Below are 19,961 nucleotides of genomic sequence, written 5' to 3'. Positions count from 1 at the left end.
GAACCCTGCATGACTGAAATGCACGAATTTAGTCAACAGCCATTAGTCTTGATCGTCGATGATCAATCTTCAAATCGGTCAATTGTGCGGCGCTATGTTGAAGCGGCGGGCTACCTCGCCGCTGAGGCTGAGCATGGCATGGCGGCGTTGGAGTTTGTGCGCCAAACGCCGCCCGATGCCATTTTGCTTGATATTTTTATGCCTGGCATTGATGGCATTGAAGTGCTGAAGACGATTCGTGCCCAACGTGACCATCATTATATTCCAGTGATCGTGGTGACGGCAGCAGCAGAGTTGGCGGTGCGCCAACAAGCCTATTTCGAGGGCGCAGACGATTTTCTGCTCAAGCCCGTTGATTCGGCAACCTTGCGAGCGCGTTTGCGGGCGGCAATTCGGCTCAAACATGTGCTTTCGCGGGTCGAGGCCGAGCGCGAACGTTTTGCCTTGATTGCCGATATTACCCGCGACATCACCCGCATCGAGTCGATTTCGGGCATGTTGGCCCATGTGGTCGAGGTGAGTAGCAAAGCCTTGCACGCCGACCATGGCAATCTATTTTTATTGCACGATGTTGCTGATGTAGAAATTCTGACCACCGATAATGGCGTTGCGCACAACCTTGAGCGGGTCAAGCGGGTGGTCAAAGAAGGTGCGGCGGGCTATGCCTTGCGCAGCCGCGAAACAGTGCGCATCGCTGATGTGCGCGATGATTCACGTTGGCTGGCGCTTGATCAATCGGCGGCCAGCGTGCGCTCGGCCTTGATTGTGCCAATTGGCGATGCAAGCGGGCCGTTGGGCGTTTTGGCGGTCTATCATAGCATCATTGACCATTTTAGCGCCGATGATCAAGTGTTGCTTGAACTGATAGCGCATCAAATTATTGGGCCGATTCGCCAAGCCCAAATGCGCGAACAACTAGCGCGCCAAACCCGTCAGTTGCAATTGGTCAATAATTTGGCCCAATCGTTGAGCGCCAATTTAGATCTCGATTCGCTCTATCGCAGCATCGAGCAAGAATTGCAGCAAATTATGGGGCCGGTTGCCATTGCTTGGTATTCGTATCGCAACGCGGTTATTGATTTGGCCTATACCTCGCAACGTGATGCCTTCTGTATGCCCAACGATCAGCCAAGCCTGCATGTGCTGACCGAACTTGGCACAATTACCAAAGTGTATGCATGCGTTTTAGGCGATGATACATTGGTGCCAATCACCCAACAATTGCTCGATTCTGGCTATCAAGGCTGTGCCGCAGTGCCGCTGCATCATCAGGCTCGCTTGTTGGGCGTGCTCATTATTGCAATCAAAGATCGCCACATTACCAACGAAGAAGTGGCCTTATTAGAAATGGCTCGCCCGCATTTTGCCGTAGCCTTGGCCAATGCCCAAACCGTCGCCGACCAAGCAGCACGCCAAACCGAGCAAGCAGAATTGGGTTACTTGCGCAATATGGCGCAGCTGGCAGGCCAAATGGCGCATCACTTCAACAATCTCTTGGCAGTGATTTTGGGCAATACCCAATTGGCCGAGCTTGATGCGGTTGATGAAGCCCAGCGCGAATTATTATCTGAAGTGGTCAAGCATGTGCGTGGCGGCAAAGATATGGTTCAGCGCATTCATCTGCTCAAAGGAGCCAGCCGCAGCAATCCCGCGCCGTTTCCGATTGATCTGAGCGAAGCGCTGCCAAGCCTGATCGATCAAGCCTTGCAAGTTCATCACTCGGTCGAGGATTTGCGGCTAGAAATTCAGCCCAACTTGTATGTTTTGTTGCAAGAACGCGACTTGCTGACCCTCTGCATTGAGTTGCTCAACAATGCCTTGGAATCTGGCTCAAGCCACGCAGGCATCGTGATTAAGGCCTATCAAACTGAGCATGCAACGGTGTTGGCCTTCCGTGATGCTGGCCAAGGGATTCCTGCTGATGCCTTTGGCGATATTTGGCAGCCCTTCTGGACGACCCACGGCCCGCAACGATTGGGCTTGGGCTTGCCAATTTGTGCAGCGGTAATGTGGCGCGCTTCCGGCTCGATCAGCCTGATTCCAAATGACCCTGAGCCTGGAGTCACGGCCCTGCTTCAGTTTCCCCTCTTGCCAAGCGAAGCCATGAATTTGACCTAACTTAGCATCATTTTGCTCTATCAGAACCTTGGGGGCTGCGGTATAATACATCCTAGCGGTAGCATTCTCGCCGCTCCCATGGTGTTTAAGCAGAGGGTTCTTGTGCAGCAGTCTCCATCATCAACTCCCACACCAATGCCATTATTTACGTTAATTCGCGGAGCACTCAACCTGCTTCGGCGCTATTCGAGCTTATTTATGGGCTTGGCCGCGCTCCAAGTCGTGCCCTTACTGATTGGAACGCTCTGGATGCAAGCCAACGGGGTAGAAGCTCGGGCTACATCACAGTTGAACGTCATTATGGGCGAAATGACGCGGCGGGTTGAAAATAACCAAATGGGCGATGGCACGTGGGTATTAGAGTATCCACGGGCTGATATTGCGCCCTATATTTGGGGTTTGTTAGGGGTTGGCTTTTTTTCAATTTTCATCATGCGCAACGTGGCGATGGCTGCGAGTGTGATTGCGGTTGGCGAACATTATCGCCAAGCCAAGCCTCGTTGGCTCAACGTCGTGTTAGGTAGTTTACGCCACTTGCCCTCGCTGTTTGCATGGGGCTGTCTGTGCGTTTTAGCGCTCTTTATCTTACTGTTTTTTGCCCTCGCTCAGCTGCCTGGCCTCGTTTTAGGCTTGGGCTTGCTGTGGTTTTTTGGGGTTCGCCTGAGCCTTGTGCCACAAATTATTGTGGCTGAGCGGATCAATGTGTTTCGCGCCATCCATCACTCGTGGGTTTTAACGCGGGGCGCGTTTGGCCGCATTAGCAATATTTGGATCACGTTGGTGGTGCTTTTAGGCGTTCTCGCCAGCTATGTAACCACAATTATCAGTGCGATTGCTATGGCGCTGTTCGGCGAAACCAGTGCGCTGGCGATTGCGCTGACCCAAGGCTTATCGACAGTTACTTCGATTATGACCTTACCGATGGCCTATATTGGCTTTACCTTGCTCTATTATGATCAAATCCGCTTGGCATATGCTGGTGTGCCGAGCAACCCAAGCCTGAATGTGCAACAATAAATAGCCTAATTGAGAGGTTGAGATGTATCGAATGTGGCGAATTTTAGCTTGTTTGTTGCTCGTGAGCGGGGTTTTGGCCCAGCCCTTGATTGCCCAAGCCCAAGCGCCTGAGGTTGTTAGCGTCAACGAATATACCCAATTGCTACGCGAAGCCTTTACCGCAGCCCAACGCACTGATGAAATTGGGCTGCGCGAGGCCAGCGACAAAATCGTTGCGCTGAAGCATATCCGCACGCGCAGCGAAGATTTGATTGAAGTTAATCATCAATGGCTCAAGGATGCTTTGGCGAGCACAACGCCAAATTTGCCAATTATCCGCGATCGCTTGGCAGCGATGCTCGAAGCCCTGACCGCTGGGCGCGAATCTGCTCCCCAAGACCTCGAAACCTTAAAGGTTATTTTGAATACCGACCCATTTGATAAACTCAAGCCCCAAGACGCACCAGCACCATCTAATTTCAATTTTCTGCGCTGGCTCTTTGGCGAAGGCCTAACCTCGTGCTTTACGGTCATTGCGGTGGTGTTTGTGCTGGGGCTAATTCTGTATATTGCCAGAACCGTGCAACGCAGTAATGTCAAGATTGCCCGCCGTAAAGACCCAGCTGAAGAGCAAAAATTAACCAGTGTCCAGGCCATTGAACGCGCCGATAAAGTCGCCGCCGAAGAAGCTAATTTTCGCGATGCAGTGCGCTATTTGTATCTTTCAACCTTGTTATGGCTGGAGGAACGCGGCATGTTGCGCTACGACCGTACCTTGACCAACCGCGAAGTTTTGGCAGCAGTGCCCAGCAACACGCCGTTGCATCAGCGCCTAGCCCCCGTGATTCAGACCTTCGATCGGGTCTGGTATGGGATTGCCGAGGTGGATCAAACAACCTTTGATCACTATCGCCAACAAGTGACAAGCCTGCGCGAGGTACGCTAAGATGAGTAGTAAAGTTAAAACCATTGCCATTGTTGTTGGCATTATCGCGCTGGTGCTTTTTTTGGTCAGCTCGCTCGATTTGCAAACCAATAATAGCGAAACTGGCTCGATTTACAATGAAAGTGCGCTTGGCGCGGCGGCCCTGCAACTCTGGTTCGGCAAAATTGGCTATCAAACCGAAATCTACGAATATCGCCGTTTTGATGACCTTGATCAAAAAATCAATGTCATGATCTCGTTGCCTTCGGAACGCTTCAATGGTTGGCAAGTTGATGAGATTGACGCAGTTTTGCGCTGGGTTGAAGAAACGGGCGCGACGTTGATTATCGTTGATACTAAACAAAATGGCATCTTCACACGCTTAGATTTGACAGTTAAACCCAATGAGGACCTGAATCCAGTTACAACCACCAAACCCAGCCACGGCTTGGTCAATCCTGATGTTACCAGCCTCGAAGAGTATCACACAATGACCTACTTTGAGCGAACCCGCCAAAATAGCCAAGTGATTATCGGCACGGAGCAGCAGCCAACCTTGCTCGGCATTAGCCGTGGCAGCGGCATGATTTACGCTTCGACTAATGTTGATATTTTTACCAACATTGGCTTGTTTCGTGAAAGCAATGCGCGCCTCATTTTGAATATGGTTAATCGAACACCAGCAGGTGGCACGATTGCCTTCGATGAAGTGCATCATGGCCGCGCTTTGCCACCAAAAGCTGCGCCAGTGCCCGCCAAACCCTACTCGCCATTAGTTGCAGCAATGCTGTATAGCGCGATTGTTGTTGGGCTGTGGGCGTTATTATCAGGCCGCCGCTTTGGCCAAATTGTGCCCAGCAAAATCGATTTGATGCAGCGCAATAGCAGCGAATATGTGCAATCGATGGCGAATCTGTTTCAACGGGGCCGCCAAGCTGAACATATGCAGGCTCACTATAAAACCTACCTCAAACGCCGAATTGCCAAGCCCTATGGAATTAATCCAAAGCTTGATGATCAACAATTTATCAACGAAGTTCAACGCTATTCCGATACAATTGATCGCAATCACCTTGCCCATTTACTCAACCATCTAAGCCAACCCAAACCAAGCGAAGCCAATATCTTGGCCTTGGTCAGCGATATTGATCGCTTTATTCAAACATGGGAACAACAAGGTCGGGTTTAAGCACGCTCTTTTTGCCTAGGCTACGGGCATCGTGCGGTGCTCGTGAGAACGATATTGGAGGATCAATGCTGGTTAAACAAGTTGCCGAATATATGCGCCAAGAGGCGACAAAAGTTATTGTTGGTCAAGAGGAAACCTGGACGCAGCTCGTGGTTGCTTTGCTGAGCGGCGGCCACGTTTTGCTCGAAGGTGTGCCTGGCACCGCCAAAACCTTGATGGCCAAAACCTTGGCCCATTTGGTGCAAGCCGAGTTTAAGCGGGTGCAATTTACCCCCGACTTGATGCCCTCGGATGTGATGGGCACCAGCGTCTACGAGATGCAAACCAGCCAGTTTCGCTTGCGCAAAGGCCCAATTTTTACCCAAATTTTGTTGGGCGACGAAATTAACCGCGCTCCTGCCAAAACCCAAGCTGCCCTGCTCGAAGCCATGGAAGAGCAGCAAGTTACGATCGATGGCGAAACGATGCCTTTGCCACAGCCATTTTTCGTGATTGCCACCCAAAACCCAATGGAATACGAAGGCACCTACCCGCTACCCGAAGCCCAACTCGACCGCTTTTTGTTCAAGGTGTTGGTTGGCTATAGCCCGCCAGAAGTTGAGTTCGAGGTGCTGCGCCGTTATAACCAAGGCTTTAATGCGCGTAATTTGAGCAACGTCAATTTGCAACAAACTGTCACGCCAGAAACGATTATGCGCTGTCGCGATGAAATTGGGCGCTTGCGGGTTGAAGATGGCGTGATCAACTATATCAATGCCATTGCCCAAGAATCACGCCGCTCGCCAGATTTGGTGCTGGGCGGCTCGCCACGCGCCTCGATTGCCTTGCTCTTGACTGCCAAAACCTATGCGGCAATGCAAGGCCGCGAGTATGTTGTGCCCGATGATGTCAAATTCTTGGCCCGCCCAGTCTATCGCCATCGGATTATTCTCAAACCAGAGGCAGAGATTGAAGGTTTAACCCCAGATACCGCCATGACCCGGATTTTGGGGCGTATTGAGGTTCCTCGCTGATGATTCCATCGCGCCGTTTATTAGGAATTCTGCTCGCAGGCCTAGTGCCGGTGGTCATCGGGGCCGAAAACCCCGATTTCCGCTGGACAATCTGGGTCTATGTGCTGTTGCTGATTGGCTTTGTGGCCGTCGATTGGTTTATCACGCCCAAGCCAACATTATTGGAAGTGGCGCGCATCAACGAACCAAAGCTTTCGATTGGCGAACAAAACCTGATTACACTGGCCGTGCATAATCAAAGCCAACGCACCCTCGATCTGCAAATTCGCGACGAATTCCCGGTGGAGTTTCCCAGCGATGCGCTGATTCTCAAAACCAAGATCGAGCCAGAGAGCGTACAAGAAGTCAGCTATCATGTGCGGCCATTGCGGCGCGGCGATTATCGCTTTGGCAATATCAACCTGCGCTACACCAGCACCCTTGGCACGTTTTTGCGCCAATCAAAAATCGCCTTCGACGAATTGGTTAAGGTCTACCCAAATGTGCTTGATGTGCGCAAATACGATATGCTGGCCCGCAAAGGCATGTTGTTTGAGCTTGGTTTGCGGACAGCGCGGGTCTTTGGCTCGGGCACTGAGTTTGAGCGCTTGCGCGAATACACGCCCGACGATGAGTTTCGCTCGATTAACTGGAAGGCCAGCGCTCGCCGCAACAAGCTAATTGCCGCCGAATACGAAACTGAGCGCTCGCAATATGTGGTTTCGGTCATTGATACAGGCCGCTTGATGCGCCCAACGATCAACGATATTGCCAAGCTGGATTATGCAATTAACGCCGCCTTGATGCTCGGCTATGTGGCGATGCTCAAGGGCGATCATATTGGCATGCTGTCGTTTGCCGACCATGTGGGGCGCTTTTTGCAGCCGCGACGGGGCAAGGCCCAGTTTTATCAAATGTTGGAGATGCTGTATAACTTGCCATCACAGCCAGTCGAGGCCGATTATGGCCGCGCTATCTCCTACTTGGGCTTGAAGAACAAGCGGCGTTCGCTGGTGGTGATTTTTACCGACCTCAGCACGATGGATACAGCTAAGCCTTTGATTCAGCATATGGCACGTTTGGCCAAAACCCACTTGGCATTGTGTGTGGTGATGAGCGACCCCAACTTAGTTGGCTACGTTGGTAAATCAACCCAAAATTCGACCGATGTCTATGAGCGAGCGGTGGCCGAAATGGTGCTCGATGAACGCCGCGTGGTGCTCGACACGCTGAACCAAGCTGGTGTACACACTATCGATGTGCCAGCGAATAAACTCACAGTTTCGGTGATTAATAAATATCTGGAGTTCAAAGGTCGGGGATTAATTTAACCGCCAATCACGGGGCTACTTTGCCCCGTGATGTTTATTATTTTAGATCAGAATCAGCACCAAAATAAACATGCTGATGATGCCTCCGAGGGCAATGCCGAGCGCGATGCCTGCTGCAATACTCATGACACGGCGTAGTGGTGTGGTTGTGGCTTTCACCTGCAATCCTCCTAATTGGTTATGCCCTATGGCCCTAGGATACCACAGTTTGGCCGCTGGCTTGCTCAAAATCGGCTGATACTCATCTGAGGTTAAGCACATGCTAAGCTGAGCATCACAATCTCTGGCCGACAGCCAAAGCGCACTTGCGGCCAGCTACAGCCCAAGCCCCACGAGGTAAATTGCACTAGCGAACCAAGATTATAGCGATGGTCGGGGTAGCGCATACCCAAATAGGGCAGCAGCAGCGCGCCTTTGACTGGCACCCGCACTTGGCCGCCATGGGCATGGCCAGAGAGCTGCAAATCGAAGCGATTGTAGCTGGCGGTGAAATCGGCGGTATCAGGCTCGTGCACCAAAATAATTGCCGCATCGTTGCTTGGCAACTCGCTTACCAAGCGATCAAGCACTGGCTTCATCGTGCTTGGGTCGTTGGGGCCAAGCGGGTTGGGCCAAAGATCATCGTGGCCCGCCAAGTGTAATTTACTACTGCCACGGTTGAGGCTGATCGCCCGATTGGTGAGATCGTGAATGCCAGTTGCGCGCAAGACTTGGCGCACCGTCTCGCCATTGCCATCGCTCCAATAATCGTGGTTGCCCAACACACCCACAACCCCGTCGGGCGCTTCGAGCATCGCCAAGCCAACCGCCAAATCCTCGGCATAGCGGCTCGCATCGTTGGTAATAAAATCGCCTGAGATCGCAATCAAATCTGGTTTTTGGGCGTTGACCATGCGCACCGTGGTCAGCCAATGCTCACGCGTCATTAGCACATCGTCAATGTGAATATCGCTCAAATGGGCAATTCGATAGCCATCGTAGGCGCTGGCCAAGCGCGGCAAAACGATCGTTTCTTCGTGGATGCTCAGCCATTCGGCTTCGACATTGAAGCCATAGGCTGCTGCGCCAAGCGTGCCAGCGGTTGTGACCAAGGTCGAATAGGCCATTATTTTCAGAAAACTGCGGCGTGAAAGTGCTGCTGCCATACAAACCTCCTACTTCTGTTTATTTCTACGACGTAGTTTATAGCGGTTTAAACAGCAAATGTAGCTGATATGCGGCTGATATGCAGCAGATAGCGTGCAACTCAGCGCAGTTTAACCAGCAGCACAATCGGCTGGCCTTGCAATTTGGTCAGCACTAAGGTTTGTTCATAGCGACCTTTCAAGCGCAGTTGCTTGCTCAGCTCCTCTGGCGTAATTGGCGAGCCACGCTTTTTCACCGTCACGCGCCCAATCTCGCGCTCCTGCAAGGCATGACGCAAAGCCTTAAGATTAAACGGCAGCCATTGCTCAATTTGCCAAACTCTGAGCAATGGCGATTGCACCAAGCTGTCGCTGGTGAGATAGGCAATGCTGGCATCAAATTGCGCTAAATGATGTTGCGCCGCCAGATCAGCCACCGCATGCGCCCGAATCACCGCCGGATCAGGCTCGTACAAATAGCCGCATGGCTCGCTCAGTGCCGCCGCTGCTTGCTCAGGATTGGCAATAATGCTGAATTCATTGCCAGCGCTGGTCAGCACCACGGCCTTGCGTTGACCGCCGTTTTGGCCAGCATGCCACCACAAACTCGCCTCGCGCAAATCGCCATCAAGCGAAATAAATTCGAGATCATAGCCAGCAGGCACGGCATCGTCGGGAATGCCAGGCGCAACCTTGGCTCCATGAATTGGCACTTGGCTGCGCCAACGCTCAAGCGTCGAAAGCGGCGGCTGATAGTGCTCAACATCCCAAATTCGTTTGCCATTGCTGCGCCGCGCCGGATCGATAAACAAGCCATCGTAGCCAGCAAATTCCAAGCTGGTAAAATCGGCCTCTTGGATGGCAATGTTATTGCTCAAGCCAAGCGTTTCAGCATTGGCCGCCAGCATTGCCAAGCGCAACGGATCACGATCAAGCGCCAAAACATGGCAACTTTGGGCCAGCGCCAAGGCATCGCCGCCAACCGAACAGCCCAAATCGGCCAAGCGCGAGCCAGCAGCAAAATGGCGTTGGCGATAGTTGGCCACCAGCCAAGGCGTGGCCTGCTCCAACGACTCACGGGTAAAATAGAGCTGGCTGGCTTGGGGAAATTTGGCTTGGGCTGCTCGCCGCAACAAGCTGGTTTCCAACGCCGCCGTGACCGCCTCTGCTGGATAGCGTTTGCGCAACTTGGTGGTATAGCGCAAAAAGTTTGCTTCGTTCAGCTCAGGATCGGCGCTCAACTCGGCCAGCAATTGTTGACCAGCAGCGCTCAACAACCAACGAAAACCTTCAATCTCCATTAGGCTTTGCCCGCCCAGCGTTGGCGCAAGGCCGCAATAATCGCAGGACCATGCTCGCGACCATTTTCGATGAAGATTTTGCTTGGATGGGAGCCTGCCGCCAAAACCCCAGCAATAAACAAATTCGGCACGTTGGTTTCAAATGTCGCTGGATCATGGCTTGGCACAGCATCGGCATCAACCTGCACTCCAGCCGATTCGAGCATGCTCGTATTCGGGCGATAGCCAATTAGGGCAAAAACCCAATCGTTGGGCTGTTCGTGCTGCGAGCCGTCGGCCTTGGTTATTTGAATGCTGGTTGGGCTAATCGCCGTCACATTGGCTTCCCAGAAGGGCTGAATCTTGCCTGTGTTGATCCATGCCTGCAAATCGGCAGCAATCCATGGCTTAATTCGTTGATCGAGGCTGGCAAATTGATGAATGATCGTCACGTTTGCGCCGTGATAATACAAATCGAGCGCAGCCTCGGCAGCAGAATTGCCTCCGCCAATCACTGCGACGTTTTGGCGATAGTAGGGGTGGCCTTCGCGATAATAATGCAGCACTTTGCTCAATTCAGCACCAGCAATATCCAACTGATTTGGCGTATCATATGAGCCACTGGCCACAATCACTGCTTGGCATTGATAGCTGGCGCTGGTTTGATCGTGGCGGGTGGTTTGCAGCTGAAACGTGCCATCTGCTAAACGCTCCAGCGCTTGAACTGGCTCGTAAACATGAATATTTAAGCCAAAATGCTCAACCACACCGCGATAATAGGCCAACGCTTCGGTGCGGGTTGGATGGGGATGAATGCTGCTCCATGGCACATTGCCAATGGTCAAATTGGGTGCTGTGCTAAAAAACGCTGTTTGCAGCGGATAATTGATAATCGTGTTGGTGATTGCGCCACGTTCGAGCACAAGATAGCTGAAGCCTGCTGCTTGGGCGGCAATGGCCGCGCTCAAGCCGCTTGGCCCAGCCCCAATAATAATCAGATCGTAGGTTTGCATACTGCTCCTCGCAAATAAAAAAACCGCAGAGAGCGCCACGCTTGAGCGCCCTCTGCGGTGCTAGACAATTGATTAACTCATCGAAGCCCACATCATCAGCGCGATCACCTGAATAATTGCTGGAATTGCCCCAATCCCTAATAATTTACCACCACTCCAGCCATATAGCCCTTCCCACAAACCAGAGGTCAGCAGGAATGACCAAATTGCTGCGCCAATCCAGAGCAAAATTGGCAACAATGGTACATTTAAGACCAATAGCAACAATGCACCCAACATGACGACAATACGGGGCAATTGGGCAGTTGGGTAGAGATAGAATGGGCGGGCCAAGTGGGCATCGCCATCCATATTGCGTTCACTGAAGCGGGCGACAGCGGCGGCAATCGGGTATTCCAACAAACAGAAACCAGCAAAAATCAAGACATTGATAATTGAGCCAACGGTTGGATAGTGCACGCCGTTGATATGGCGCTCGACTAAAAGCATTAATGTAGGAATTGCTGCCAGCCAAAGCATTGGCCGCCCAAGTGCAATCATCGTCTCAAACTTAATTTTGTCGCTATCTTCGCGGCGCAAAATATTGGAAACCATGCGATCGATCGCCTCGCTCGGTTTGAACATCAAGCGCAACAACCACGCTGGCGCGTCTTCGGTCAAGATACCTTCATCTTGCTCGTTCGGTCGTTGGCGGCGCGAAACTTCGAGCACAATTTGCTGCACCAAGGGATCGTAAACGCTCAAGGCTGAGGTTAATAAAACCCCGCGGGCATTCGAGCCATCGAACAGCAACGACGAAAGATGATGCATCAACTTCAAACTTTGGTTGGTGGTTTGGATCAGCACCACATGATTATCTTCCGAGAGGCTGGCGGTTTTGACGGCGATAATTTCTTCCCAGCGCACCAGCAGCCAGCGATTGAAATAGCGCACCATCAAGCCTTCTTGGCGCGATTCAATATCGGGCAGAATGTTACGCACCACCACCAACATGGGAATTAAGACGACCAGCAAGAGCACTGCGGCAACTGGCAGCCACCAAACACTTTGATCAAACGGCAAGGGAGCGCTGCTAAAAATACCGCCCAAGCCAAAGCTCAGGCCAATCCATTGGCGCAGCATATCGAGCACACGCAGCAGCCCAAGCACCGCCATAATTGCCGTGCCGCCAACCAGCAAGGTGCTAATGCGCTTGGGATAGGTAGCCATAATGCTGGCAACGCGGCCAGGTTGGGCGGTTAGCCCTGCTTGAGTGGCGTATTCCACATAGTCTTTATCGCTCTTGGAGCGGCGGCTGAAAAAGCCAGCTGGGCTGAGCAACAGCTGAAACAACGGCGAGGAAGCCTTTTCATCAAGCTTAACAACTGGTTGTTTGGTTTGGCGCGCCACCTGTTCAAGCTCGCTGGTGAGCATACGCACCAACGGCAGAAAATCGGAGATGCCCGAGGTAATCAGTACGCCACGGCGCAAGCTAAACCGATAGAGCAAGCTATAAAAGCGATGCCAACTGGTCAAGGCTTTATTGTTGGTTTGCAACAACAGCACAAAGCGTTCGCCTGAGAGATCCTCGGTAACCCGCAAGCCGCTCACTTGCTCCCAACCAACGGGCAACCAACCATTGCCCCATTCAATTAAAATACCACGGCTACTGGTGCGAATTGTGGGGAAGAAATTACGAACAAAGACAACCACGAGCAAGGCTAAGCCCAACCAGCCAAACGAGGGCGCAAGATCGAGCAAATCGCGGATGCGGGGGCGCGATTGACCAGTTTGGTTGAACCAGTTAACTAACGGTTCGTAAAACGTGTCACGGGCGATAAAGGCGGCGTTGATATTGCGGCTATCCCAGAGATACTGCAAAACGGCACGTCCCCAGCGCACCACAGCAACGACAATGAGGACAGTACAAAGCACCTCAAAAATCCATTTGAACCGACGAGGGTAACGGTGCACCTGTTCGGGTGTGGCGAAGGCCATGGGCAGTCCTCCAGTTAACAAACCGCGCCTTAGCGGAACTGTCTCAGGAATTTGTCAGCTTCTCACGCTTCTCTCGCGCTACGGTGGGTCGGCAAGATCGAGTATGATGATTAACATAGAATCGCGCACGATAATAGCACAAGATCGTGGTGCTGATCGCAAAGATAAGGAGTACTGTAGGCATGATTCGACGTTGGATTCGTGGACTGTGGGGTTTGACGGTTTGTGGAGTGTTGCTTAGCTGCGGTCAAGGTACTGCCACTGAAGCGCCCCAAACTCAAGCTCCAACAGCAACCACAACTGTTGCTGCTAGCCCAACCACTGCCGCCTCGCCAACGACGGCTGCTTCGCCAACGCCCGCCGCAACAGCAACCCCCGCTGCCTCGCCAACCCCTGCTGGCTTGAGCGATGCGGATCTCGCTAAATATGCGCCCAACGAGATTGGCTGGGTCTTGGTCTTAGAATATCACTTAATTGAATCGCCCGATGCAGAGTATAGCCGCTCGCCCGAGAAGCTGCGCGATGATTTAGAGTGGTTGTATGCCAATAATTTTTACCCAATGACCTTGCGTGATTTGGTTACAAATAATATCACTGTGCCCTTGGGCAAATCGCCAGTCGTGTTGACCTTCGATGATTCATCAGATGGTCAGTTCCGCTACCTCGAAGATGGCACAATCGACCCAACCTCGGCTATGGGCATTTTGCAGGCATTTGCTGCTGAACACCCAGATTTCCCAGCGATTGGCGTGTTCTTCCCATTGATCGATGTTGATGTCAAGGAACGAGTGTTGTTTGGTCAGCCAGAACTGGCAACCCAAAAGCTGCAAGAAATTGTGGCCTTGGGCGGCGAGGTTGGCACCCATACCTACACCCACCAACGCCTCGACGAAGCCGACGAAGAACAGATTCAATGGCAATTGGCGTTCTCAATCAAAGAACTTGAAGAGCGCATCGGCGATGGCTATAAAGTCACCAGCCTGAGCTATCCCTTGGGTATGTTTCCCGCCAATGAAGGCTTAGTGCGCGAAGGTGAATCGGAAGGCGAAAGCTACACCTTGAGCGCCGCCGTCGATGTGACCGGCGGAGCCAGCCCCTCGCCCTACTCGCAAACCTTCGATCCCTACCACATTCGGCGCACCCAAGCTGTCGATTCGCAATTGGAATATTGGTATCAGCTGTTTGAAGAACGGCCTGACCTTAAATTTATTTCCGATGGCGATCCCGACACGATTACCGTGCCCAGCGAAGAAACCCTTGGCGAAGAGCAACAAGGCCGCTTGCAGCCAGACCTCGAAGTTCGGCGCTACGAACGGAAGTAACGCGAGGGATCAGGGGCTAGGGGTCAGGATTCAGGGATCGGGGATGTAAGCCCTCACCCCCCAGCCCCCTCTCCCACGAAAACGCGGGCGAGGGGGAGCCGCCATTGTTCACCGCAATTCGCGCAAGAACCACGGTGTTAAAGCCCCTCGCCTGCTGGGCGGGAGAGGGGTTGGGGTGAGGGGATCTTAACAATCTAGCCCCCTCTCCCACTGAACGCGGGCGAGGGGGAGCACTTGTGGCTTACCACGTATTGCAGAAGAACCACAGTATTCAAAAGCCCCTCGCCTGCTGGGCGGGAGAGGGGTTGGGGTGAGGGGCTTTGCCAATCTACTACGATAACTTTAGCAAAAGTCGTTGATCTATCCGTGGTAGACTAAAACGCAATGCTATCACGAAGGTGAAATATGACCGAAGAACAAAATGAACGCGATATTGAAGCAGCAATCATCGAAATTGGCGACCATGATCGCCCAATCGTGCTGAGCGGACTCAAAGTTTTTAACGACCTTGACCAAGATGAAGCTGAAACTTTTGAATTTGAATGGACGCGCATCGAGCCAAGCCATCGCCGCAACTTGGCCCAAGCCATGCAAGAAGTCGCCGAGGCTAGCCTAGAGCTTGATTTTCGCGAAGTATTTAGCATTTTGCTCACCGACCAAGATCCAGCGATTCGAATTGCCGCCGTCAAAGGCATGGCTGAGGATACCCGCCGCTCCAGTTTGCGGCGTTTAAGCGAATTATTGGTTAACGACGCAGACGATGGCGTGCGCGCCAATGCAGCAATCACGCTTGGCGCATGGGCTTTGCGCGCCGGCGAAGGCAATCTCGATCAGCGCACCAGCAACGAGTTATCACAGCAACTTTGGGCTGCCTATGACGATCAGCAAACCTCGCCCTTAGTGCGTCAACGGCTCTTGGAAACTTTAGGCTATTTGGCCGATAGCGATCCCCGCGTCAATCAAGAAATTGGCACAGCCTACCAACGCTATGATGATGGTTGGCAAGCTGCCGCGCTGTGCGCCATGGGTCGCACTGGCTTAGATCAATGGCTGCCAACCATTACCAACAGCTTGCGTTCCAACGAGCCATTGTTGCGCTTCGAAGCAGTGCGGGCAGCAGGCGAGCTTGGCGATTTGGCCGAATCGATCGTTAATCACGTGGCTCGCGCTACCGCCGATGGCGACATCGAAGTTGCAACCACCGCTATGTGGGCGCTTGGCCAAATTGGTGGTACTGCCGCCCGCCGCTTTCTTGAACAACTGATCAAAGAAGTCGATGGCGTGCGTCGCGAAGCCGCCGTCGAAGCACTCAAAGAACTCCAATTCTTCGACGACCCCATGCAATCGTTGCCAATTGACGACGACGATGAGGACGAAGACGAGTATTGGTATGGTGAGGACGACGAGGAATAGCGCAAAGGATGAAGGATGAGGGATGAAGGGTGAAATTGGGATCGGTGGTTGGGCCAAGGCGTAAGCTTTTTAACGAAGAGCACGAAGCTTGGGCGAGCCTAATCCCCGACCCCTCAGTTAGTAACAAGGAGCCGAACATATCCATAAGGCAGCTATGCTCTATGCTCTATGTTCTCTGTGCTTATGTATCAACACATTTGTTTATCGCCACATTTCGATGATGCGGCGCTCTCGCTTGGCGGTGCGCTGGCTGGTTGGCATGCTGCTGGCGAGCGTTGTTTGATCGTTACAATTTGCAGTGCACCACCGAGCGGCGAACTCAACAGTTTTGCCGCCTATTTGCACCAGCGTTGGGGCGCGGACAGCGATCCCATTGCCATTCGGCGGGCCGAAGATCAAGCTGCCGCCGATCGGCTTGGAGCCGATTTGCTCTTGCTTGAGCAACACGATGCGATTTATCGCCACCCTGCCTACGATTCAGTCGAGGCGATTTTTGGCACGCCAATGCCCAACGATTTGCTGTGGGATAGCTTAACCAGCCAACTTCAAGCTCTCGCTAAGCAATATCCTGCTGCGCAGTGGTATGCACCTTTGGCGGTTGGTAATCACGTTGATCATCAAATTACCCATGGCGTGGCAGCAAAGGTCTTATCAAACCTGCGTTGGTATGAAGATTTGCCCTATTCTGCCCGCAACAATGCCCGCGAGCAACGCTTGGCCCAAATTCAACCAACGCTTGATCAAGTGCTTCAAATTGACCAAACTTTAGCCACCAAACTGGCTGCGGTTGCCGATTATGCCAGCCAAATGGTTGAGTTGTTTGGCACGGTCGCAGCGATGGAGCAAGAGCTAAGCGCTTATGCAGCCAGCGTGGCCGAACACGGGTTTGCTGAACGGTTATGGCGAGGAGGCCAAGCGTGAGTTTTGCGCTACGCGAGCTTGATGCGGCGCAGTGGTCGGCGGAGCTAGCAGCTCAGCCCACAGCCCATCTCTTACAACAAGCAGAATGGGGCCAGCTCAAAGCCCAATTTGGCTGGCAACCCCAACGCATCGCCATCTACAATCAGCATGGGTTTTGCGCCGGAGCACAAATTTTGTGGCGCTCGCAATATGGCTTGCGGGTGGCCTATGTGCCGCGTGGCCCAATTTGGTCAGCTGATCAAGCAGCCAATCGCTTGTTGGTGCAAAGTTTGGAGCGCTTGGCCCGCAAGCGTTGGGCCGCATTTTTGCGCTTAGAGCCAAATCTGCTTGATGCAGGAACGCCTGCAGAACTCCATTCTGAGCTGTTGTTGGCAGGCTACGAGCCAAGCAGCAGTATGCAACCCAGCGCCTCGATTCACCTTCAGCTTGAGCCAGAGTTAGCAGCCTTGCAAGCCCAAGCCAGCAAAGGCCATCGCGCCGATGTGCGCCGTGCCGAGCGCCAAGGCGTGACGATTCGAGTTGGCACAACCGAGGCCGATCTCGACCAGTTTTATGCAATTATGCAAGCTACCAGCCAACGCGCTAAGTTTGGCATTCATAGCCGCGAGTATTACGCGCAAGCGTGGCGTTTGTTTGGTGGCGATCAGCCCGATGGTGCAGCCCGCTTGTTGATTGCTGAACGCGAAGGTCGGGTGATTGGCAGCTTTTTGGTGTTTGCCCAAGGCGCTGAAGCCCAATATATGTATAGCGGCACCAACGAAGAAGGCCTGAAATTTGCCGCCAGCCATGCCTTGCAATGGGCAGCGATTACGTGGGCCAAGCAACGTGGCTGCACGCTCTACGATTTTTGGGGCATTCCCGAAGCATTCTTAGCCCTTGAAACTACGACCGACCCTGTTGAGCGCGAACGCTTAGAACAAGCGGCGCAAGCCACGGGCATGGCCGGGGTGTATCGCTTCAAAAAAGGCTGGGGCGGCCAACCAGTCCGCTATCTGCCAGCCTATGATCGTGTTTTCTTGCGTCCGGCGTATTGGCTTTGGCAGCGCCGCCGTTCTGAATAGGAATAATTGATGAAATCGTTGGCTGAACTTTTATTGCATGTTGCCCATCAAGCCGCCGGTGATCATAGCACAACCATTAGCAACGTGGCCTATGATTCGCGCAAGGTTACGCCAGGCGCGCTGTTTGTGGCGATCAATGGTGTACACGTCGATGGCCATCGCTATATTGCGGCGGCCTTGGAGCAAGGCGCGGTGGCGGTGGTCTATGATGATCCCAATCAAGCGCCACCAGCCAGCATTCCCTCGGCCCTGGTTGCCGATGCCAAAGTTGCGCTCTCGCCAATTGCCGCCGCCTTCTACGATTACCCCGCCAACCAATTAGAAGTGATTGGCATTACTGGCTCGAAGGGCAAAACTACGACTACCTTTTTAACGGCGGCAGCCTTGGAAGCCAGCGGCGAGTTGGTTGGCTTTATGAGCACCGTCGATTTTAAAATTGGCCCACGCCAATGGGCCAACAAAACCCGCCAATCAACCCCTGAGGCCTTGGAAATTCAGGCCATGCTGCGCGAAATGGTCACTGCTGGCTGTCGTTATGCAGTGGTGGAAAGCACTTCGCATGGCTTATCGCAGCGTTGGAATCGGCTTGGCGATTGTGCCTATGATGTGGCATTAATTACCAACGTGACCCACGAACACCTCGATTACCATGGCACGGTCGAGCAATATCGCGCCGATAAAGCCCAATTGTTCCATTTGCTGAGCACCAGCCCCAGCCAAAAAGCAATTCTTGGCCAAACCACAACCGTTGAAAAAGTGGCAATCGTCAATGCAGATGATCCCCACGCTGAGCAGTATCGGCTGGCAGCTGGCAACCAAGTGCGCCAACTGAGCTATGCAATTCATACTGAAGCCGATTTACGCGCAACCGAGATTGTTTCGACCAGCAAAGGCCTGCGCTTCACGGCCCAAACCCCCCAAGGCACGTTCAAGCTGAATTTGCAATTAGTCGGCACATTTTATGTCTACAATGTGCTGGCGGCGCTGAGCGTGTGTGTGGCTCGCGGGGTGGATTTGGCGGCAGCAATTCAGCGGCTCGAAGCGATTGCTGGCATCAACGGTCGGATGGAGCAAGTTGAGCTTGGCCAGCCATTTAGCGTGCTGGTCGATTATGCTCATAATCCCGATTCGTTTGAGCAAGTGATGAGCATGCTCCGCCCGTTGACCCAAGGCAATTTGATTGCGGTCTTTGGTTCGGCAGGCGAGCGTGATCGGGCCAAACGCCCGATTCAAGGCCAAATTGCCGCCAAATGGTGCGATCTGCTGTATCTGACCGATGAAGATCCCCGCGCCGAATATTCAATGCAGATTTTGCAGGAAATTGCGGCAGGAGCACAAGCTGAGGGCAAAATTATCGACCAAAACTGCTGGCTAATTCCTGATCGGCGCACAGCGATTGAGCAAGCGCTGGCTACAGCCAAAGCTGGCGATGTGGTGCTTTTGCTCGGTAAAGGTCACGAAGGCAATATCATTTACGCCAGCGGCGACATCGATTGGAACGAACATCACGAGGCAGAACGGGCCTTACAAGGCTTGGGCTATACCAAACGATAAATCCGTTTGAGCCGATCAAGCTCAGTATGGGTCACTTGGGTCAGAAAGGGCTTGAGATCGTGAACTGGTAGCAGGGCCTGATAACCACGGCGCAAGAAGCGATGCAATTCGCCCATGCCCATCAGTTTGGCAAAGGTTTTGGTATTGTTGAGCGCCGTGCCAAGCAGGCTAATCCGCGATAAGCGATGCACACGCCGCAGCGATTCGTTGATCAGCTCGATTTGGCGAACCCGTGGCTCAAAACTATTGACCCGATAATAGGCATCTTCGTATTGAGCTTCGCTAAATGGCAGGGCTACGCCATTGTGCTCAAGCCAATCGGCAACCTGCTGATCGAGCCGAACCGTGAGATTGAGCAAATCAAGCGTTACCTCAATATCTTCGATGCTCAAGCCCGGAGCCAAATGAATAAATTGGTGTAAACGGCGGGCTTGGGTATCGCGGGCATGAAAATCATATGGCCCATACATATCTTCAAGAAAAAACTGGGCTAGCCCATGGTATTGTGGCTCTGCGAGGAGATGTTTGTAATCGCGTTCTAAGCGTTTGGCCTGAAATATTTGGAGATAGTTGTAATACTTGGCTGATGGCATAAGGCGAAGCACCGTTGCTTGAATTCTGTCATAGCAACCATTGTAGCACGCCGTGTCATCGCATAGAAATAGGTTTTAACGCAGAGGCGCAGAGGAAATGAGGCTATGGGCTTTTGGCTAGCGGAGATTGTATATAGGTATAGTTTCCGTTC

Annotated in this window: 16 protein-coding genes; 11 read left to right on the top strand and 5 right to left on the bottom strand. The window is 52.7% G+C overall.

Annotated elements, in window-relative coordinates:
- Positions 1-9: 9 nt before the first annotated feature.
- The 6 genes from JOD20_RS02165 (at position 10) to JOD20_RS02140 (ending at position 7,551) form a co-directional block, all read left to right on the top strand.
- Entirely contained in the window at positions 10-2,118 is a 2,109-nt protein-coding gene (locus tag JOD20_RS02165) for a response regulator (protein ID WP_204753700.1), read from the top strand.
- 102 nt (positions 2,119-2,220) lie between these two features.
- Positions 2,221-3,135, top strand: coding sequence for a hypothetical protein (locus JOD20_RS02160; RefSeq protein ID WP_204753699.1), 915 nt, complete (start codon positions 2,221-2,223; stop codon positions 3,133-3,135).
- Positions 3,136-3,157: 22 nt separating this feature from the next.
- Entirely contained in the window at positions 3,158-4,060 is a 903-nt protein-coding gene (locus tag JOD20_RS02155; protein WP_204753698.1) for a DUF4129 domain-containing protein, read from the top strand.
- A gap of 1 nt (position 4,061) precedes the next feature.
- On the top strand, positions 4,062-5,228 hold the full coding sequence (locus tag JOD20_RS02150; protein ID WP_204753697.1) for a DUF4350 domain-containing protein: 1,167 nt from the start codon (positions 4,062-4,064) through the stop codon (positions 5,226-5,228).
- 65 nt (positions 5,229-5,293) lie between these two features.
- Positions 5,294-6,241, top strand: coding sequence for an AAA family ATPase (locus JOD20_RS02145; protein ID WP_054536688.1), 948 nt, complete (start codon positions 5,294-5,296; stop codon positions 6,239-6,241).
- The gene (locus tag JOD20_RS02140) at positions 6,241-7,551 is read left to right on the top strand and encodes a DUF58 domain-containing protein (protein ID WP_204753696.1); all 1,311 of its coding nucleotides are present in this window, start codon (positions 6,241-6,243) and stop codon (positions 7,549-7,551) included. The genes JOD20_RS02145 and JOD20_RS02140 overlap by 1 nt, the downstream gene beginning before the upstream one ends.
- Before the next feature lie 251 nt (positions 7,552-7,802).
- Here the strand turns inward: JOD20_RS02140 and JOD20_RS02135 are convergent, their stop codons facing one another.
- The 4 genes from JOD20_RS02135 to JOD20_RS02120 form a co-directional block, all read right to left on the bottom strand.
- A complete protein-coding gene (locus JOD20_RS02135) occupies positions 7,803-8,696 on the bottom strand; it encodes a metallophosphoesterase (protein WP_204753695.1) in 894 nt (297 codons plus the stop codon).
- Between the two features lie 101 nt (positions 8,697-8,797).
- Complete coding sequence (locus JOD20_RS02130) at positions 8,798-9,976, bottom strand: class I SAM-dependent methyltransferase (protein ID WP_204753694.1); 1,179 nt, start codon at positions 9,974-9,976, stop codon at positions 8,798-8,800.
- The gene (locus JOD20_RS02125) at positions 9,976-10,968 is read right to left on the bottom strand and encodes a YpdA family putative bacillithiol disulfide reductase (protein WP_204753693.1); all 993 of its coding nucleotides are present in this window, start codon (positions 10,966-10,968) and stop codon (positions 9,976-9,978) included. The genes JOD20_RS02130 and JOD20_RS02125 overlap by 1 nt, the downstream gene beginning before the upstream one ends.
- Positions 10,969-11,040: 72 nt before the next feature.
- A complete protein-coding gene (locus JOD20_RS02120; RefSeq protein WP_204753692.1) occupies positions 11,041-12,882 on the bottom strand; it encodes a hypothetical protein in 1,842 nt (613 codons plus the stop codon).
- Positions 12,883-13,127: 245 nt separating this feature from the next.
- Between JOD20_RS02120 and JOD20_RS02115 the strand changes: the two genes are divergently transcribed.
- From JOD20_RS02115 to JOD20_RS02095, 5 genes are all read left to right on the top strand, one after another.
- Entirely contained in the window at positions 13,128-14,267 is a 1,140-nt protein-coding gene (locus JOD20_RS02115; protein ID WP_204753691.1) for a polysaccharide deacetylase family protein, read from the top strand.
- Between the two features lie 405 nt (positions 14,268-14,672).
- Entirely contained in the window at positions 14,673-15,680 is a 1,008-nt protein-coding gene (locus JOD20_RS02110; RefSeq protein WP_204753690.1) for a HEAT repeat domain-containing protein, read from the top strand.
- 183 nt (positions 15,681-15,863) lie between these two features.
- The gene (locus JOD20_RS02105; protein ID WP_204753689.1) at positions 15,864-16,601 is read left to right on the top strand and encodes a PIG-L deacetylase family protein; all 738 of its coding nucleotides are present in this window, start codon (positions 15,864-15,866) and stop codon (positions 16,599-16,601) included.
- Positions 16,598-17,662, top strand: coding sequence for a peptidoglycan bridge formation glycyltransferase FemA/FemB family protein (locus tag JOD20_RS02100; protein WP_204753688.1), 1,065 nt, complete (start codon positions 16,598-16,600; stop codon positions 17,660-17,662). The genes JOD20_RS02105 and JOD20_RS02100 overlap by 4 nt, the downstream gene beginning before the upstream one ends.
- A gap of 9 nt (positions 17,663-17,671) precedes the next feature.
- Positions 17,672-19,216 (top strand): UDP-N-acetylmuramoyl-L-alanyl-D-glutamate--2,6-diaminopimelate ligase, encoded by a 1,545-nt coding sequence (locus tag JOD20_RS02095; RefSeq protein ID WP_204753687.1) that lies wholly within the window; start codon positions 17,672-17,674, stop codon positions 19,214-19,216.
- Here the strand turns inward: JOD20_RS02095 and JOD20_RS02090 are convergent.
- Positions 19,201-19,809 carry an FFLEELY motif protein gene (locus tag JOD20_RS02090; RefSeq protein WP_204753686.1) on the bottom strand — a complete coding sequence of 203 codons (609 nt, stop codon included), beginning with the start codon at positions 19,807-19,809 and terminating at the stop codon, positions 19,201-19,203. The two genes, JOD20_RS02095 and JOD20_RS02090, sit on opposite strands and share 16 nt — an antisense overlap.
- Between the last annotated feature and the right edge of the window lie 152 nt (positions 19,810-19,961).

Source organism: Herpetosiphon giganteus, from assembly GCF_016907925.1.
Lineage (GTDB): Bacteria > Chloroflexota > Chloroflexia > Chloroflexales > Herpetosiphonaceae > Herpetosiphon > Herpetosiphon giganteus.
This window is presented reverse-complemented; position numbering and strand designations above follow the sequence as displayed.

What these genes read in the sequence shown, in the direction of transcription:
- JOD20_RS02130 (WP_204753694.1), bottom strand. Translation starts at nt 9,976, where the DNA reads ATGGAGATTGAAGGTTTTCGTTGGTTGTTGAGCGCTGCTGGTCAACAA.
- JOD20_RS02165 (WP_204753700.1), top strand. Translation starts at nt 10, where the DNA reads ATGACTGAAATGCACGAATTTAGTCAACAGCCATTAGTCTTGATCGTC.
- JOD20_RS02115 (WP_204753691.1), top strand. Translation starts at nt 13,128, where the DNA reads ATGATTCGACGTTGGATTCGTGGACTGTGGGGTTTGACGGTTTGTGGA.
- JOD20_RS02125 (WP_204753693.1), bottom strand. Translation starts at nt 10,968, where the DNA reads ATGCAAACCTACGATCTGATTATTATTGGGGCTGGGCCAAGCGGCTTG.
- JOD20_RS02090 (WP_204753686.1), bottom strand. Translation starts at nt 19,809, where the DNA reads ATGCCATCAGCCAAGTATTACAACTATCTCCAAATATTTCAGGCCAAA.
- JOD20_RS02105 (WP_204753689.1), top strand. Translation starts at nt 15,864, where the DNA reads ATGTATCAACACATTTGTTTATCGCCACATTTCGATGATGCGGCGCTC.
- JOD20_RS02145 (WP_054536688.1), top strand. Translation starts at nt 5,294, where the DNA reads ATGCTGGTTAAACAAGTTGCCGAATATATGCGCCAAGAGGCGACAAAA.
- JOD20_RS02135 (WP_204753695.1), bottom strand. Translation starts at nt 8,696, where the DNA reads ATGGCAGCAGCACTTTCACGCCGCAGTTTTCTGAAAATAATGGCCTAT.
- JOD20_RS02150 (WP_204753697.1), top strand. Translation starts at nt 4,062, where the DNA reads ATGAGTAGTAAAGTTAAAACCATTGCCATTGTTGTTGGCATTATCGCG.
- JOD20_RS02155 (WP_204753698.1), top strand. Translation starts at nt 3,158, where the DNA reads ATGTATCGAATGTGGCGAATTTTAGCTTGTTTGTTGCTCGTGAGCGGG.
- JOD20_RS02095 (WP_204753687.1), top strand. Translation starts at nt 17,672, where the DNA reads ATGAAATCGTTGGCTGAACTTTTATTGCATGTTGCCCATCAAGCCGCC.
- JOD20_RS02110 (WP_204753690.1), top strand. Translation starts at nt 14,673, where the DNA reads ATGACCGAAGAACAAAATGAACGCGATATTGAAGCAGCAATCATCGAA.
- JOD20_RS02140 (WP_204753696.1), top strand. Translation starts at nt 6,241, where the DNA reads ATGATTCCATCGCGCCGTTTATTAGGAATTCTGCTCGCAGGCCTAGTG.